General features: G+C 34.5%; 14 protein-coding genes. All 14 read left to right on the top strand.

All coding sequences use genetic code 11. From position 1 onward, the window contains the following. The first annotated feature begins 2 nt into the window (after positions 1 to 2). The 14 genes from K350_RS0100645 (at position 3) to K350_RS0100580 (ending at position 16604) form a co-directional block, all read left to right on the top strand. Positions 3 to 185 carry a hypothetical protein gene (locus tag K350_RS0100645; protein ID WP_037573484.1) on the top strand — a complete coding sequence of 61 codons (183 nt, stop codon included), beginning with the start codon at positions 3 to 5 and terminating at the stop codon, positions 183 to 185. Continuing rightward, a complete protein-coding gene (locus K350_RS0100640; RefSeq protein ID WP_245598396.1) occupies positions 169 to 1014 on the top strand; it encodes a cbb3-type cytochrome c oxidase N-terminal domain-containing protein in 846 nt (281 codons plus the stop codon). Before K350_RS0100645 ends, K350_RS0100640 begins: the two co-directional genes overlap by 17 nt. 23 nt (positions 1015 to 1037) lie before the next feature. Then, positions 1038 to 2456 carry a cytochrome c oxidase accessory protein CcoG gene (gene ccoG / locus K350_RS0100635; protein ID WP_037573481.1) on the top strand — a complete coding sequence of 473 codons (1419 nt, stop codon included), beginning with the start codon at positions 1038 to 1040 and terminating at the stop codon, positions 2454 to 2456. 31 nt (positions 2457 to 2487) lie between these two features. Next, on the top strand, positions 2488 to 2922 hold the full coding sequence (locus K350_RS0100630) for a FixH family protein (RefSeq protein ID WP_028978265.1): 435 nt from the start codon (positions 2488 to 2490) through the stop codon (positions 2920 to 2922). A gap of 4 nt (positions 2923 to 2926) precedes the next feature. Then, a complete protein-coding gene (locus K350_RS0100625) occupies positions 2927 to 3619 on the top strand; it encodes a sulfite exporter TauE/SafE family protein (protein WP_028978264.1) in 693 nt (230 codons plus the stop codon). A gap of 9 nt (positions 3620 to 3628) precedes the next feature. Beyond that, positions 3629 to 4987 carry an oxygen-independent coproporphyrinogen III oxidase gene (gene hemN / locus K350_RS0100620; protein WP_425423899.1) on the top strand — a complete coding sequence of 453 codons (1359 nt, stop codon included), beginning with the start codon at positions 3629 to 3631 and terminating at the stop codon, positions 4985 to 4987. Positions 4988 to 5144: 157 nt separating this feature from the next. Beyond that, positions 5145 to 5891, top strand: coding sequence for an acyl-CoA desaturase (locus K350_RS0100615; protein ID WP_028978262.1), 747 nt, complete (start codon positions 5145 to 5147; stop codon positions 5889 to 5891). 1 nt (position 5892) lies between these two features. Further along, a complete protein-coding gene (locus K350_RS0100610; RefSeq protein ID WP_028978261.1) occupies positions 5893 to 6267 on the top strand; it encodes a group III truncated hemoglobin in 375 nt (124 codons plus the stop codon). Positions 6268 to 6614: 347 nt separating this feature from the next. Continuing rightward, on the top strand, positions 6615 to 7160 hold the full coding sequence (locus K350_RS0100605; RefSeq protein ID WP_156026799.1) for a hypothetical protein: 546 nt from the start codon (positions 6615 to 6617) through the stop codon (positions 7158 to 7160). A gap of 927 nt (positions 7161 to 8087) precedes the next feature. Further along, positions 8088 to 10283 carry a T9SS type A sorting domain-containing protein gene (locus tag K350_RS0100600; RefSeq protein WP_028978259.1) on the top strand — a complete coding sequence of 732 codons (2196 nt, stop codon included), beginning with the start codon at positions 8088 to 8090 and terminating at the stop codon, positions 10281 to 10283. Between the two features lie 192 nt (positions 10284 to 10475). Further along, a complete protein-coding gene (locus tag K350_RS32960) occupies positions 10476 to 10610 on the top strand; it encodes a hypothetical protein (protein WP_281169202.1) in 135 nt (44 codons plus the stop codon). A 177-nt stretch (positions 10611 to 10787) separates the two neighbouring features. Next, positions 10788 to 12695, top strand: coding sequence for an OmpA family protein (locus K350_RS26805; RefSeq protein ID WP_051312731.1), 1908 nt, complete (start codon positions 10788 to 10790; stop codon positions 12693 to 12695). 46 nt (positions 12696 to 12741) lie between these two features. Beyond that, positions 12742 to 13092, top strand: coding sequence for a hypothetical protein (locus K350_RS0100585; protein WP_028978258.1), 351 nt, complete (start codon positions 12742 to 12744; stop codon positions 13090 to 13092). A gap of 230 nt (positions 13093 to 13322) precedes the next feature. Next, positions 13323 to 16604: a hypothetical protein gene (locus K350_RS0100580; protein WP_028978257.1), complete on the top strand. Its 3282-nt coding sequence runs from the start codon at positions 13323 to 13325 to the stop codon at positions 16602 to 16604. Positions 16605 to 16608 lie beyond the last annotated feature (4 nt).

Below are 16608 nucleotides of genomic sequence, written 5' to 3'. Positions count from 1 at the left end.
ATATGGCATCCATTACAGATATAGAGATTTACCCTATCATCTCGTTTGTCATATTTTTTCTGTTCTTCCTTGGTGTATTGATGCTCGTTTTCAGATCGGACAAGAAGTTTATGTCTAAAATGGAACAAATGCCCCTGGAAGATTCAATCTTAGCAAAAGGTGAAAACAATGAAGAGAATATTTAAAGATTTTATCAATATGAAATCCATACTTGCCCTGCTTTTAGTTTTAAGTCCGTTCATTTCAAAAGCTGATGCTGTAGCAGCAGCTCCTCAATCAGCGGATATGTTCAGTGTCATAATACTTGTGATACTTGTATTGATAACTCTTGTTCTGCTGTATATACTATTTATATTAAAACTATTTCTGGATCATGCGAAGCCTAAGGCATCGGCAGAACCTGTAATGGCAGGATTTCTAAAGAAACTTACAGATACGGTTCCAATAGATCAGGAAGAAAGTATTCTTACTGATCATGTTTACGACGACATAAGGGAACTTGATAATAATCTTCCTCCATGGTGGAAATACATGTTTTATGCAACAATAGTATTCTCCTTTGTTTACATCTATTATTATCATTTCAATGAAAATGGCCAGTTACAGATAGAAGAATATACGGAAGAGCTTGCTGTGGCGGAAAAAGAGAAAGAAGCCTATATGAAGCTTGCAGCAAATAGCATTGATGAAACCAATGTTAAACTGGCTGATATAAAAGGTATTGAAAAAGGCAAAAGCCTGTTCGTGCAAAACTGCGCTGCTTGTCATGGTGCATCAGGAGAAGGTGGAGTAGGACCTAACCTGACAGACCCTTACTGGTTGCATGGAGGAGGAGTAAAGAATGTATTTAAAACCATTAAATATGGAGTGCCACAGAAGGGGATGATATCTTGGAAAGCTCAGTTAAGTCCTTCAGCAATTCAGGAAGTAGCTAGCTATATTATAAGCATTCAGGGAAGTAATCCTGCAAATGGCAAAGCTCCTCAGGGAGATAAGTACGAAGGAAAAGAGTAGACAATTATTATACCATTACCAAAATGGAAAGGTCTGAATTAACAAATGTGAACCAGGATGAGTCTTTCAGAGATTCTATCTCTACCGTTGACAAGTCCGGAAAAAGAATCTGGCTATATCCCAAAAACTCAAAAGGAAAGCTAACAAATTACCGCTATTTACTTTCCTTATTGTTTATAGGAATGATGGTTGCAGGAACTTTCATTAAAATTGATGGTGAGCCACTGCTCCTATTGAATATCATTGAAAGGAAGTTCATCATTTTCGGAAAGATATTCTGGCCACAGGACTTCCATATATTCCTGTTGATCATGATAGCTTTTGTTGTCTTCATAGGAATATTTACAATGGTATATGGAAGAGTCTTTTGTGGATGGATTTGTCCTCAGACTATATTCATGGAATCAGTATTCCGGAAAATAGAATACTGGATAGAAGGAGACTTCAAAACAAGAGTAGCTTTAGATAAAGCTCCGCTGAGCGCTGAGAAGTTCTTTAAAAAACTTTCCAAGCATCTGATCTTCTTCAGCATCTCATTCCTGATTGCCAGTATATTCCTTAGCTATATACTAGGTGTCGAGAAGGTTTTGAAGATTATGCATGAAAACCCTACAAATCATCCGGGAATGTTTACTTCTCACCTGGTATTTTCATTCGCATTCTACTGGGTGTTTTCAAGAATAAGAGAACAGGTTTGTACTACGATTTGTCCTTATGGAAGACTACAAGGAGTATTGCTGGATAAGAATTCTCTGATTGTTGCTTATGATTATGTGAAGGGAGAGAAGCGTGGAAAGTTAAAGGCAAAGGAATCACGCAAGGAAGCTGGCAAAGGAGATTGCATTGACTGTAATCAATGCGTAAATGTCTGTCCTATGGGTATTGATATCAGAAACGGAACTCAGATGGAATGCACTAATTGTACAGCTTGCATTGATGCATGTAATTTTATGATGCGCAGCGTAGGCTTAGCGGAGGGACTTATCAGAATGGACTCAGAAGCAGGAATTGCTGAAAGTAAACCATTCAAAGTAACTACAAGAATTGCAGTATATACCGGAGTTTTGTTAGTTCTGATCGGATTTATATTCATTTTATTGTTAATGAGGACTGATATTGAGACAAGCATTTTGAGAACTCCAGGAGTTTCCTATCAGGAGCTTCCCGACAATAAAGTCAGCAATCTCTATAATATAAAGATGATCAATAAGACAAGTAAAGAGATTCAAGTCAAGATAAAAGTATTATCAGATGACGGAGAAATAAAACTTGTAGGTAAAGAGCCTATAATTCCATCACAGGGAACCGCTGAGACTGCTGCATTTATAGTACTGGATAAAGCTGACATAAAAAAGGCTAAAACTAAAATTAAAATAGGAGTCTATTCTGATGGTAAAGAACTTGAAACTTTAACAACCAGTTTCATAGGACCTCTTAACTGACAACTTTTTACTTCAACAAAACTTTAAAAATATGAGCTGGGGATATAGAATTACAATACTTACGATGAGCTTTGTAGGCTTCATGACTTTTTTGGTTATCAGTGCTTTCAGACAGGACTTTGATCTTGTTACTGAAGACTATTACGGAAGGGAATTACAGTTTCAGAATCAGATTGAAAAGCAAAGCAATCAGATGCAATTGAAGGATTCTCTCACCTGTATTGTATCAGACAATAATGTGATCCTAAAATTTCCTGATGAACTCATACAGAATAAAATATCTGGTGAAGTATTATTCTTCAGACCTTCAGATGCTAAGAAAGATGTTAAAAGGCTTATCAATTCCAATAATGGTGTAGAGGTCTTCAAGAAAGAATTGTTTCAGAAAGGATATTACAAAGTGCAGGTGGATTATAGTTCAGGAGGGAAAAAGTATTACTATGAAAAGTCAATCATAATCAGTTAGTATTATGTTTTATGCAGCATTTATAATAGGTCTTGTAAGCAGTCTCCATTGCTTAGGTATGTGTGGGCCACTGGCATTTGCTTTACCAGTGAGGACAACTAATAAATGGAATAAGCTGTTCAAATACCTCTTGTACAACTTCGGAAGGATACTTACTTATGCTTTATTTGGATTAGTATCAGGGCTTATTGGTAAAGGTTTTGCAGTGGTGGGATTGCAGAAAGTGCTTTCTGTCAGTTCAGGAATTCTGATTATTATGACGATCATTTTTATCTATAATCCAATTAAGATTGATCTGTTCTCTCAATTAACTAATTCTATTAATCAAAAAGTAAAGGCAGGTTTTCAAAAGTACTTTCAGAATTCAAGCTTTACTTCATTATTTATATTGGGAGTTTTAAATGGCTTATTGCCTTGTGGGGTTGTATATATAACCTTGTTAAGCGCAATAGCCACAGGTGATTCTATATCTGGAGCAATCTATATGATGTTATTTGGATTGGGCACTATGCCTATGATGTTGGCAGTAGGGTTAACAGGAAACGTCTTAAGAGAAAAATTAAAACCTGTCTTTTTTAAGATCATACCATTGATAGGATGTATAGTTGGAGCGATGCTTATTATGAGGGGTTTAAATACTACCATATCGCCCAAAGGTGCAGTACGCAGTTGTTGTCACAGTCAAACTTGTCACTAGAATATGGACATGGAAAGAAATAATCTTATCAGGAAATACAATGTGCCAGGGCCAAGATATACCAGTTATCCGACTGTGCCATACTGGGACAACGATCTGTTCAATCAAGAGAAATGGCAGGAGGAAATCTTTAAATCATTTAGTAATGATCATGAAGAAGTGAGTCTGTACATACATCTTCCATATTGTGAAAGTCTTTGCACATTTTGTGGCTGCAATACAAGGATTACTGTCAATCATGATGTGGAGATTCCATACATCAATACAGTATTAAAAGAGTGGATCCTGTATTTAAAGCTCATGAAAAAAACTCCGGTTATTAAAGAAATCCATTTGGGAGGTGGTACTCCGACATTCTTTAAGCCAGAGAACCTTAAGATGCTTATTGATGGAATTCTTGAAACATGTTCAACAGCTCCCGACGCAGAGTTCGGATTTGAAGGGCATCCCAATAATACTACGGAACAACATCTTAAAACCCTTTATGATCTTGGTTTCAGAAGAGTAAGTTTTGGGATACAGGATTTTGATCCGGTGGTTCAACATGCTATTCATCGTATTCAGACTTATGATAGTGTTAAAACTGTTACAGAGATTGCCAGGACTATAGGCTACACCTCTATAGGATATGATATTATATATGGTTTGCCCTTTCAAACTATTTCAGGAATAGAAGACACCGTTCAAAAAGTAAGACAGCTGAAACCGGACCGTATTGCTTTTTATAGTTATGCGCATGTGCCATGGATAAAGCCAGGACAAAGAAAATTTTCAGAAGCTGATCTTCCTTCTGATGAAGCAAAAAGAAATTTATATGAAAGAGGAAGAGACCTTCTGGAGCAGGCTGGTTATATAGAAATAGGAATGGATCATTTCGCGCTGAAGTCAGATTCTCTTTATAAAGCTTCAGTTAATAAAACCCTGCATAGAAACTTCATGGGTTATACCAGTCAATATACTTCAAGATTGATAGGACTTGGCGTTTCTGCTATCAGTGATCTGTGGGGAGCGTATGCTCAGAATGTTAAAGTAGTGGAAGATTATATTGCTAAAGTAAATGAAGGTAAAATACCAGTGTTTAAAGGCCATATTCTTAGTAATCAGGATATGATTATAAGACAACATATACTCAATATCATGTGCAGATTTTATACAAGCTGGTCTTCACCAGGAGAACAATCAACTGGATTATATGATGGAATTGGAAGGATGAAAGAGCTGGAGCAGGATGACCTTATCAGATTTGGATTATATTCTCTTGAGGTGACTGAAAAGGGAAGGCCTTTTATGAGAAACATTTGTATGGCACTTGATGCAAGGATGCATGCAACATCAGCTAAGGAAGTGAAGTTTTCAAAGGTAGTATAAAACCTCATCACTAACCCTTCTCCTGAAGGAGAAGGGAACAGTCTACGAAACTGCAATATCAAAAGTAACAGGTACATTAAAGTCCCTCTCCTTTAGGAGTGGGATTTAGGGTGAGGTCATTCCCTATATTATAAAATGAATTATTAAACTTAATTATATGATTATATTTTATTTCTTTCTGGCGCACTGGTACCTTTCCTTGTTTGCCCAGACATTCTTTCTCCACAGATATGCTGCTCATCAAATGTTTACAATGAGTAAAACATGGGAAAAAGTATTCTACGTAATGACGTTTATATTTCAGGGATCGTCTTATTTAAGTCCCTATGCCTATGGTGTGATGCACAGATTGCATCATGCCTATGCTGATACGGATAAAGATCCACATTCTCCTTCCTATTCCAGAAACCTTTTTGATATGATGTGGAAGACAAAAAATATTTATAATGATGTATTAAACCATAGAGCAAATATTGAAGCAAAATTTACCAAAGGTGTACCATACTGGGGATTTATAGAAAAGCTTGGCGATACTTGGGCTGTGAGAATAGGATGGGGAGTGGTTTACACACTCGTTTATATGGAATTTGCAACTGCCTGGTGGATGTATTTATTGCTACCAATCCACTATTTAATGGGGCCAGTACATGGTGCAATTATCAATTGGTTTGCACATAAATTTGGATATGTAAACTTCAAGGTTTCCGACACTGCTAAAAATTTGCTTCCATTTGATTTCCTTATGATGGGAGAGAGCTATCATAATAACCATCACAAGCTTGGAGGAAGGGCAAACTTCGGCGTTAAATGGCACGAGTTTGATCCAACTTATCCAGTAATAAAGCTCTTAAACTTTATTGGGGTAATAAAACTAAAACTGAATAATGACTTAAACTATATGTGATATGGTAACAGACCGATTAAAGGATATTGCATCTGAAGAAGATGTAAAACTTATGGTAGATTCCTTTTACGAAAAGGTGAACAAAGATGAGCTGTTGTTTTATGTTTTCAATGACTTTTCAAAGGTTAACTGGGAGAAACATCTTCCTAAAATGTATCAGTTCTGGAATTATCTTTTATTAGGTATACCAGAGTATAAAGGCCGGCCATTTCCTGTACACACCCAGTTGCCTATTGATTCCAAACACTTTGATACCTGGGTTCGACTATTTAAGTCTAATATAGATCAACAGTTTTCAGGTCCTGTTGCAGACATGGCAAAAGTTAAAGGGGAGCAGATAGCACTTACATTTCAATATAGAATGGGTCTTCTGTAGGATTAAGGGGATATTATTTTTTCGAATTTAAAAGCCAATTCTGTGAGGAATTGGCTTTTATTTTTCATTTTTAAAATATTCAGTTTATACCCTAGTCGGAGGCAAAGTTTGTGAGAGAATGTAGCATGTTGTTGAGAAATAGGTAGAAATCTAACGTGCTCGAATACAAACCGGATCACACAATTATTACATTGTATCAAAATCTGTCAATTTTGCTCAAAATGTGGTATTTTCTTATTTTTTTGATTTTACAAATTAATTAATTGTTTAATAATTTTGTCCGTACTAATGAACAATTTATGCACCTCATATATAAATAAGTAGTGCTTCATAAAAAAAATAGAGAAATGAGTGATATAGAATATAAGGTTCATATTAAAAAATATGGACAATTAATTTTTGTGTTAGGAACGACTACAATTGTGCTTGGAGTATTGATTTTATCATTACCTGTTTTTGCAATTGTCAATCCTGACTTTCAATTTCAAAAAGAATTCATTGGCTATTTTATCTTTTTTCCAATTTTTTTTATGTACTCAATGTGGTTTGTATTTGGATTCGAAAGAGTCATTATTAAAGAACAAACAATAGAATTAGTAAAATCAAACCGAATTTTTACAAGGTCAACTAAATTGGCGATTTCGGATATTAAATCAATTGAAATCGTAGAAAAGAAATTCAACTCGGATAAATGGATTGACTTTCGGAGAGAACGAATAACGGAAAAGCAAAGAGCATTTCCTTTTTGGATTGGAATGGGACAATTGAAAGTCACATACAAAAATGGAAAGAATAACACATTTTTCAACGGATTGTCAATTTCAGAAGCTCCAGTAATGAGAGACAGTATTTTGAAAGAATTAGAAAAACGAAAGCACGACAATGAGTTATAAAACATAGGACATAAATAAAAACTGGATTAGATTCATGAAAATTCGGTGAAAGATATGATGGTTGAAATTCCTAACTTGTAAAACAAAATTTCTAGCTAGTAAATTCAAGTTCTAGTTAAGAAATTGAATTTACTAGCTAGAAAAAAGTAATTACAATCTTGTAAATTGGAATTACAATCTTGTAAATTGAAATTACAGTCTTGTAAATTAGAATTACAGTCTTGTAAATTGGAATTACAATCTTGTAAATTGAAATTACAGTCATGTAAATTGAAATTACAGTCTTGTAAATTGAAATTACAGTCTTGTAAATTAGAATTACAATCTTGTAAATTGAAATTACAAGATTGCAATTTGAAATTCCTATATAAGAAAAAGAAATTCCTAGTTAGAAAATGAAATTTTCAGTCAACCGAAAAAAAGAAATTTTCATTGAGGAAAATTATATCTCCAGCTTTTCTGCATTTGCTTCTTTTAGGGCTGGCGACGTTATAACCAGATAATATTTATTTGTCGAGTCTTCAAATCATTGTTTGAAATAAAATGACTTCCCTTGTGGATCCCCAATGAAGGTACCTGCATTCAATTTTTGAATAACCCAAAAGTTTTTTTATACAGCTTTGCATTCTCTACAAAATCGAACAAGTTCTTATTTCACCTTTGTTTAACCCTCTATTTATCCTTTAATATTTTAACAAGTCAAATTGATCAAAACTGAATATTTAATATTCTATAGTCTAATAATTTATAATTAGTCCAGCACATATCTATTTAATTATATATTTGTAATCTTTTGATTATCTGTTGATAAAAAAAGTCATAACAGCTAATGTTTTAATTTTTATTCGGTAATAAACTACCACGATGGAATGCTATACAATAGGTCTTTAATTAAACATTCAATGATGTTAATCTAAAATCTAAACAATGAAAAACAATTTCAAATTCAGCTTTTTGGTTATCCTGACTTGCTTCTCATCTTTTGTAAGTGGTCAGGGCATTACAAAGATAGACATTGCAGCAGGACTTGCTGCGGGAACTATAACTGCCACAAATTCTCCATTTGATGGAGGCGTCCTGGCCAATGTCTTTGATCAGGATTTTAATACTTTAGCAAGGTGTAATGCTTCTAACAATCCGATGGAAATAACGCTAACTTTTAAAACTCCCCAGCAATTTAAAGCGAGTAAAGTGTTGTCTGCTACTCCGGCTGAGTGGACTTTGGAGAGCGCCAGTTCATTATCGGATCTTGTTAGTAAATCCGGAACTTATTCACTAATTGTGAACAAGGATCCTGCAGTTGCCAATGTTTATGATTCTATCGGATTTACAATTCGAACTGCAAGTCATATCCGCTTAACCCTTAAGAGAACAACTTCTGATTTTTATCCTCATCTGAGGGGCTGGGAACTGTTTGGTACACCTGCAAATGATAAAAATGCTCCCGATTTTAGTGTTTGTTACATCAAAAGATTACCTCAGATTGATTATGTTGTGAATAGTGCTAATCCTAAAGTTGATGGTTGGCCTGCAGCAGGCTCGTATGTTAAGTGGAGGGCATATGTTAAAAGCTGGTCGCCAATAGCAAGAAAGAACATTAAATATCATTGGTTATGGAATGATATGCCGATTGATTCAGGAGTTGTGAACTTTGCGCCTAATGGCCTGGCATATGTTGATTATAATACATTCTGGTCTTTTGACAGGAATGAGCTTACTTTTATTATTGACTTTGATAATGCAGTAAAGGAGGTTGTTGAGACCAATAATAATCTGTTAATACATACCGATGCCATATCGCTTAACCTATACGTCGAAGAATCTCTTTATAATTATTTTCACAAATATCAGAGAGGATTGAAAGGAGGAAATAAGTCTAATTCTTTTGAAGACTGGGCACAGATACTTCATGTTTCCAGGTGGAACAGAATGTTTGAGAGTATTAAATCTGCTGAAGCGCCCAAAGGTGTTCTTGACAGAATTCGTATAGATAGCATTGTCGTAGTTCCGGACAATGCACTTCCTTTAAATGGGGGTTTGGCTACAAATAACCCGAACTTAAATGATTTTTCTGTGGACTTGCAGTGGGGGTTTCCATCATCATTATTAACCACAGGATTATACGCAGATACTGTTAATGTTACATATAAGAATCCATTTTATTTTGAAGGTCCCTTACTGCACGAGCTAGGACATGCAAGATATGTGTTTGATAATTATGGATATGATGTGCACGATAAAAATGGTGATGTTTTAAATATTAAGGAAAATGGAATATTTATTGGCGGTTCTCAATATCTTCCGAAAATATCTTTCGATGCTGTACACCTTTGTCCCCATAAAGGATTAATGAATGGAGAATATACCTACGTAGACAGATACTCTGCTGCAGCATTTAATTTAATTGCCGGTCATCGCGCTATTTCCGGTAATTGCAATTTACCAGGCAATGCTGGAGTCTACTTAAATGATCTGCCGAATAAAAATATTCTTATCATTAGTGATTCTGTAAGTCGGCCTATATCCAATGCTGATATAAAGATATTCCAGTCCGCACCACCTTCTGGATCTGCATATTATGTTAAATATTTTGATAGTATACCAGAATTTACTCTGGTAAGCGGTCCTTATAACGGGAAAGTTGTATTACCTAAAAATCCATTCCAGACAGATGGACATATTAGCAACCCTGGAGAAGGAATTGTCCTTGTAAGAGTTGAAACTTCAACTGCTATCGGTTATGCATTCTTTGAATCTACCTGGTGCAATCTGGCCTATTGGAGAGGATTAACGGAATCAGCAACGTACTCACTTAAAGTTAAAATGATAGCAAAATCTTCTCCGGTGACTAGAAGTGGAATGTTTACCAGTATGTCAGATCAAATAACAATTTATCCTAATCCAGCTATTGGATCTCTAATGACTCTTAATGTTCCTGAGTCCGATTTAGACAAGGAGATTCTAATTTTTGATATGAACTCAATGATAAAATACACAGGAAACATCTTAGGTAATGAGCCTTTATTAAATATTCCGATAGATTATTTGCAGAGTGGTATCTATATCCTGATGGTCAAAGATGCAAATGGTGTGACGGTTAAGAAATTTGAAGTATTGAAGTAATCAAAAAATAATCTTGCAACCTAGATTGGGATACTTTTCAGAGTTTTGTGTTGCATATGTAGGGGCGGACTTATGCCACATTTCAAATAGCTAATCCAGTTACAGATTAGCTATTTTATTTTTATCTGATCCTGTTTTTTCCTGACGGAAACTTATGTTATTATAGAACAATAGTATTTTAATTTTATTCTCATGAAAAAATACATTCTGGCCATTATTTTTATTCTATTCATATTTGCAAGCGCAGTATTAAGAGGACTTTGGAAAAACGGTTATTGGGAGAAAGACAAAAAGCATTTGAAAGATTCTCTTGAAGTTGTGCACTAGAATTTATGGAAATACGTATTTTTACTATTTTTAAAAGGAGTAATTTTGCATACTTTTAATTAAGTTTTTGTAGTGCTATAGAAATATTTCTCCTTAGTGTCAGTTATATATTTTAAATATTAACGGAAATTTTATTGTATCTCTCTAGCTACAATTTCGTTAGTATTAAATTATATCATGAAATATTTATCTACACTTTTTATTTTCCTTTATTCTCTTGTAAGTCAGGCACAATCACTGAAAGTTCCAGACGACGTTTACGGTTTGAAGAACCCTCTACAGGATCAAGGAAAAGCATGTACATCCTGTATGCAGGTGCTTATGCAGAAACCGGCAGATGTTGAGTTCGGGTTTACAGTGCAGGACAATGACATCTATTTTATCCTCACAGATTCAAGGTGGCTTGAATTGCTTTTTAATAAATCATATGATGGTATTGCAGTTGATATAGTGAGTAGAGATCTGTACTCATGCAAACTTAAAGGCAACAGAGCCAATAAGCACTGGGCTTACGATGGTTATTTGATGGAACCGATATACTGGAAAAACTTTAAGAAGACTGCATTAATAGATGAGAAAGGGTTTGTTTTTGTAAAAGTTGGCACCATTCCAGATGAACTGGCAGGTAAAGAATTAGAATTTAATCTGCTGCTGATCAGCAATAAATATGTATGCCATATCAATACTTTTTTCAGTGTACCCTGGGATAGGTGGGGACTTCTTGAGATGGGCCTCTTCATGGACACCATTCCTTCCAGAGCGACAGCAGGAGCAAAGGAATTGACCTCCGAGAAATACCAGGTATTCAGCAAAAGCATGAAGTTTGAAGTACCTTTTGAAAAGAACAAATTCGAATATGCACCTTCTGATATAAAAGCACTTACAGATTCTTTAAAACTTAATGATTACGAAATTAAGGATATACAAATCAGAGCTTATTCATCTGTAGAAGGTCCTGAGAAAATAAATATAGAACTGCAGGAAAAGAGGGCTGAAAGTATAATCAGGATTTTACAAGGTTATCAGACGGAAAAGATCAATAAAGATGTACAAGCTTCTGAAAACTGGGTTGAGTTCCTCGAGGATATTTCAGACTCCAGGTTTTCGTATTTGAAATCACTAAGTAAAGAAGAAATAAAGCAGAAGCTTGAAGACAAGCAGCTGGCGGATCAATTGGAGCCTGTATTGAAAGACCATCGCAAAGCCATCCTGATGATAAATCTTGAGAAAAAAGTTAAAATGGGCGATGATCCTGAAAAGTTAAAAGCTTCATTTGAGAAAGCTATCGTTGATAAGAACATTGAGGAAGCAAAAGCAATTCAGGAAGTTATTTTTTCCAAAATGAGGACGAAGTCCCTGCCTCAGGATTACATGCAATCAATAAAAATACCTGAGACCTATACATACGGATCTCTTTTGTTTGAATATGCAATTTTTAATTATCAGGAAAATGAGACAGATCTTTACACTAGTATCAGACTTTTTGAAAAGCTTCAATTACTAATGCCTGGTAACAAAAATATCAGATATAATTTAACTGCACTTAAAATAAGATCCTGGGTTTATAGCCAGGGAGGTATTGATCCTGAGGAATTGCGAAGTGAGATAATGGCTTTGCAAAAAATGGGAATTGATCAAACCCTTATTAAAAGAATGCTCATTAATTACCATATTATTCGGAGTGAATATCAGATCTCTCTGAAAAACTATGCAGAAAAAGACAAGTCTGTAAAATATATTCAAACACAATATTCTACGCTTGTCGCTAATGAAAATGATGCATTAAATCTTGCCAGATATTTTTCCAGTTATAGTAAGCTGGACTGGGCGGAAAAGGTTCTTTTAAAATATGTAAAGAAAGTTGATGTTAATGAAGATGTATTGTTTTATTATCTAAATCTTACAATTGTTGACAGTAAAAAAACAGCCTCACAGGAATATCGCACCATTATGCTAAATGCGATCAATATCAATAAAGAAAGGTTTTGCAAGATCTTTAATTCAGCTACTAATGGTGGAATTACTTTTCAGCTTTTAAAGGATCAGTATCTGAAAAATATGTATTGTGAAGGTTGTGAAAAGTGACCATTTAATTTGCTTTTCATTATTAATCTAAAGTTCATATTCACTTATGAAATTTAAGCCTGACAGCCACACAATTGAGGTTAAAGAAAATTGTATTCAACTAGAATTGGATTTTGTTGTAATTCCTGATAATAAGGTTATTGTTTTTCCATATGATAAAATTGTTGATGTAAAGTTGGAGCATTTCAAATGGTCAATCTGGGTCTTTTGGGAAATAGTGAATGACGCATATGTTCCTGAAAATAAACTGATCATCAGATACATTAAAGAAGATGGTCAAATTAATAAAAGGGAGATAAATCTGAATTTACCAAAAGAAAAAGCAGAGGAGTTGCTGGAATCAATCCAAAAAGCAAGAAATAACTATTCTCAGAATTCCTCAAATCAAGATTTGTGAGAGATATAGTAAGGGGAAATACGGACAGTTATTTAAATTCTACAAGGGTGTAAAAACACAAAGTATCTTTCTTGTAACTTTTTAATATTCAATACTTTATGTTTTTAAAATTATAAGAAGGCTATTTGTTTTTTTATATTAGATTCTTCCTTATTTTCAGTCCAAACTTAAAATTATAAATTAGATTTGCATTTAATTTTTTATCAAATATCAATAATAAAGGGGCATCTATGTTTAATAAAAATTTTTTAATCCTGTTTTGCTTTATATTTTGGCAAAGCCTTAATTCTGTAGCACAAGAGAAAAAATTCATCATCAATTCTGATGAAATCATTAACGAGGGAATTTCATTATATGATGAAGGTAAGTATAAAGAGGCAATCGATAGACTTAAAGAGGTGGATAAGAATGACACCAATTACGTTTGGGCCCTTGCCGAGCTTTCTCTGTCGTACATCGCTGATTCCCAATTCGTACAAGGGATTAAGATTGCAGATGAAGGTTTGTCGTACAACTCAAAAAGTGAAAATCATTTCCTTAGAAATAAAGGCGTAGCCCTTGATAAAATGGGCAAAACCGATGAAGCCATAAAGGTAGATGAAGATGCTTTAAAAAAATATCAATGGGATTTCCTTATCCGATACAATTGCGCTTTGGCATATGAGAAAAAGAACTTGCCTAAGTCTATGACGATGTATAAAGATATTATCGTGAATTACAATCCTTATCACCCTTTAACTCATTACAGATTATCAACTATTGCTTCTGATCAAGGTAAACTTGTACCATATATGCTTGCCAGCTATATGTATCTTGTGCTCAAGCCAGGAGGATCAAATGCTTTTGATGTCATTACAAAAATTGAGAAACTTGTAAAAGGAGAAACCAATCTTCCCGAAAATAAAGATAAATCCAATTATAGCTTTGGAGACCTTGAAGCCATCATTGAATCTAAAGTCGCATTGAACAGTAAATACAAGCACAAAGTTAAACTCAATTATCCATTCGTTTCACAAACTCAGCTTTTCCTTGAAAAGCTGGAATATAAAGCCTCAGACACTTCCATTTGGATGCAACAGTATGTTCCATTCTTTGTTGAACTTAATAAGAAAAACTATCTGGAGCCCTTTGTTTATACAATGCTATCAGGATTAAATATTCCTGAAGTTCAAAGCTGGCTGAAGAAAAATCAGGCAAAGAAACAGGAGTTTTTTTCCTGGGCATCCAATTATTTAGCAAAAGATATTGTAAAGAAAACTGTTAAAATAGAGGGGAAAGACCAGACGCTGAGTGCATGGTATTATGATACCAGATTTATTCATTCACTGGGTAATTACAAAGATGCTCAAAATACTATCAGAACAGGTCAGTGGATTTTTTATTATCCCAATACTGTCATCAATGCTGAAGGTAATTTTGATAGCAATGGCAATAAAACAGGTGAGTGGAAATATTACTATGACAATGGAGTCCTTAAAGAGGTCAGTAGTTATAATGCAGGAAAGTCTGAGGGACCTTACAAATTATACTATCCCAACGGGGCAATTAAGTATACCTGTACAATGTCCAATGGAAGTATAGCAGGGGAATTGAAATACCATAACAATGCTGAGGTACTTGAAACTGTTAATAATTTTAAAGATGATAAACTAAATGGTTTATCCAAAACATTTTACAACAGTGGAAGTGTCAAAAGTGATGTTAATTTCATTAATGGGCTTAAAGAAGGAAAAGGTAAAGATTTCAATAACCTGGGTGCCTTGGTGAAGGAAGCTGAATATAAAAATGGAAAATATAATGGTACTTTCAAAACTTTCCACAACAATGGCAAGATTGCTTCAGAGGGTGCTTTGAAAGATGATAAGGAAGAAGGAGTATGGAATCATTATTATGACAATGGAAAACAAGGTGAGGTTTCAAATTTTAAAGGTGGTAAAATCATTGGTTCATGGAAAAAATATTCTGAAACAGGTGTCCTTCTGGAAGAATGCACTTATAATGAAAAAGGAAATCAGAACGGTGAACACAAAGTAAATGATACGGATGGTAAACTTCACTATATTCTTGACTATAAAGACGGCAAGTTAAAAGGAGTCAGATATTTTGATAAATCAGGAAAGCTTATTTCTGAAAATAAAGAAAAAGGTGGTGTTCTAAAATTAAAGTCATTATATCCGGATGGAGTTAATACAATGTCTGAAGGAACGTACAAAGACGGAGAAAGAGATGGGCTATGGAAATATTATGAATTAACAGGTGTTGCCACTTCAGAGGAGAATTACAAAGCAGGAGTTAAGAATGGACCTGGAAAAACTTTTTATTTAAATGGGAAGAAAGATTCAGAATTTAATTATAAGGATGGAGCACTTGACGGGTTTTACCAGGGATTTTATACAAACGGTAAAACGTCTTTTGAAGGATATTATGTCAATGACCGCAAAGAAGGATACTGGTACCGTTATTATCCTAATGGCAAAGTAAGTGATGTTTATTATTACTTGAATGGAGAAGAATATGGGATTTATGAAGATTATTCCACAAGTGGACATAAGAGACTTATTACAGTTCTGAAAGATGGCGTATTCGCTGAAGAAACATTGTTCGATACTACTGGAAAAGCCTATACTACCTGTGCGTTAAAATATGGAACAGGGGATTTTATACAGAAACATCTAAATAATAAACCTTACGTAAAGGCAAAAATGAAGGGCGGGCTATTCCAGGGAGATTATCAAAAATTTTATCCTAATGGAAAACTGAAAGAGAAATACAACTATATAGACGGATTAAAACATGGACCGACCGAAGGTTTCACTGAAGATGGAAAACTTGAATTTAAAGGTAGTTTTTTCCTGGGCAAGAAATCTGGTATCTGGAAGTATTATTATTCAGACGGGAAGACCGTAAGTTCAACTGGCAAATATGTTGACGGATCCAAAGACAGTTTGTGGGTTTGGTATAATGAAGATGGTACGAAGAACAATGAATTTACTTACAAAGATAATAACCTTAATGGGCAAAACGTTTATTACTCGCCTGATGGAAAAGACATTATCTTGTTAAGAAATTTTGAGAATGATGTTCTGGTTTCGTACAACAATATGAAAAACGGTGCTAGTGGGGCACTGATACCAGTTGCAAACGAAACAGCTCAGATTACTGGGTATTACAACAATGGAAACAAAGCCATTGAGTTTACACTGAATAAGAGTATGAGAGAAGGTAAATGCATTGCATATTATTCTTCTGGAAAAAAATGGTATGAAAAAACTTATCAAAGCAGCGAAACTGAAGGGCCTAGAACAGAATATTATGCAGACGGCAAAGTGAAAGAAAAGGCAGAATTTTTTGCGGATGAGCTAAATGGACTAAGGACTACTTATTATCCTAACGGAAATATGAAGTCTTCGGAAAATTATATATTGGGCGTTCTTAACGGAGTTGCCAGATTCTATGACATCAACGGAAAACTTGTGAAAGAAAAAAAATATGTGGATGGTTGGACTTATTAAAAGT

The sequence above is a fragment of the Sporocytophaga myxococcoides DSM 11118 genome (genome assembly GCF_000426725.1).
GTDB classification, from domain to species: Bacteria; Bacteroidota; Bacteroidia; order Cytophagales; family Cytophagaceae; genus Sporocytophaga; species Sporocytophaga myxococcoides.
This window is presented reverse-complemented; position numbering and strand designations above follow the sequence as displayed.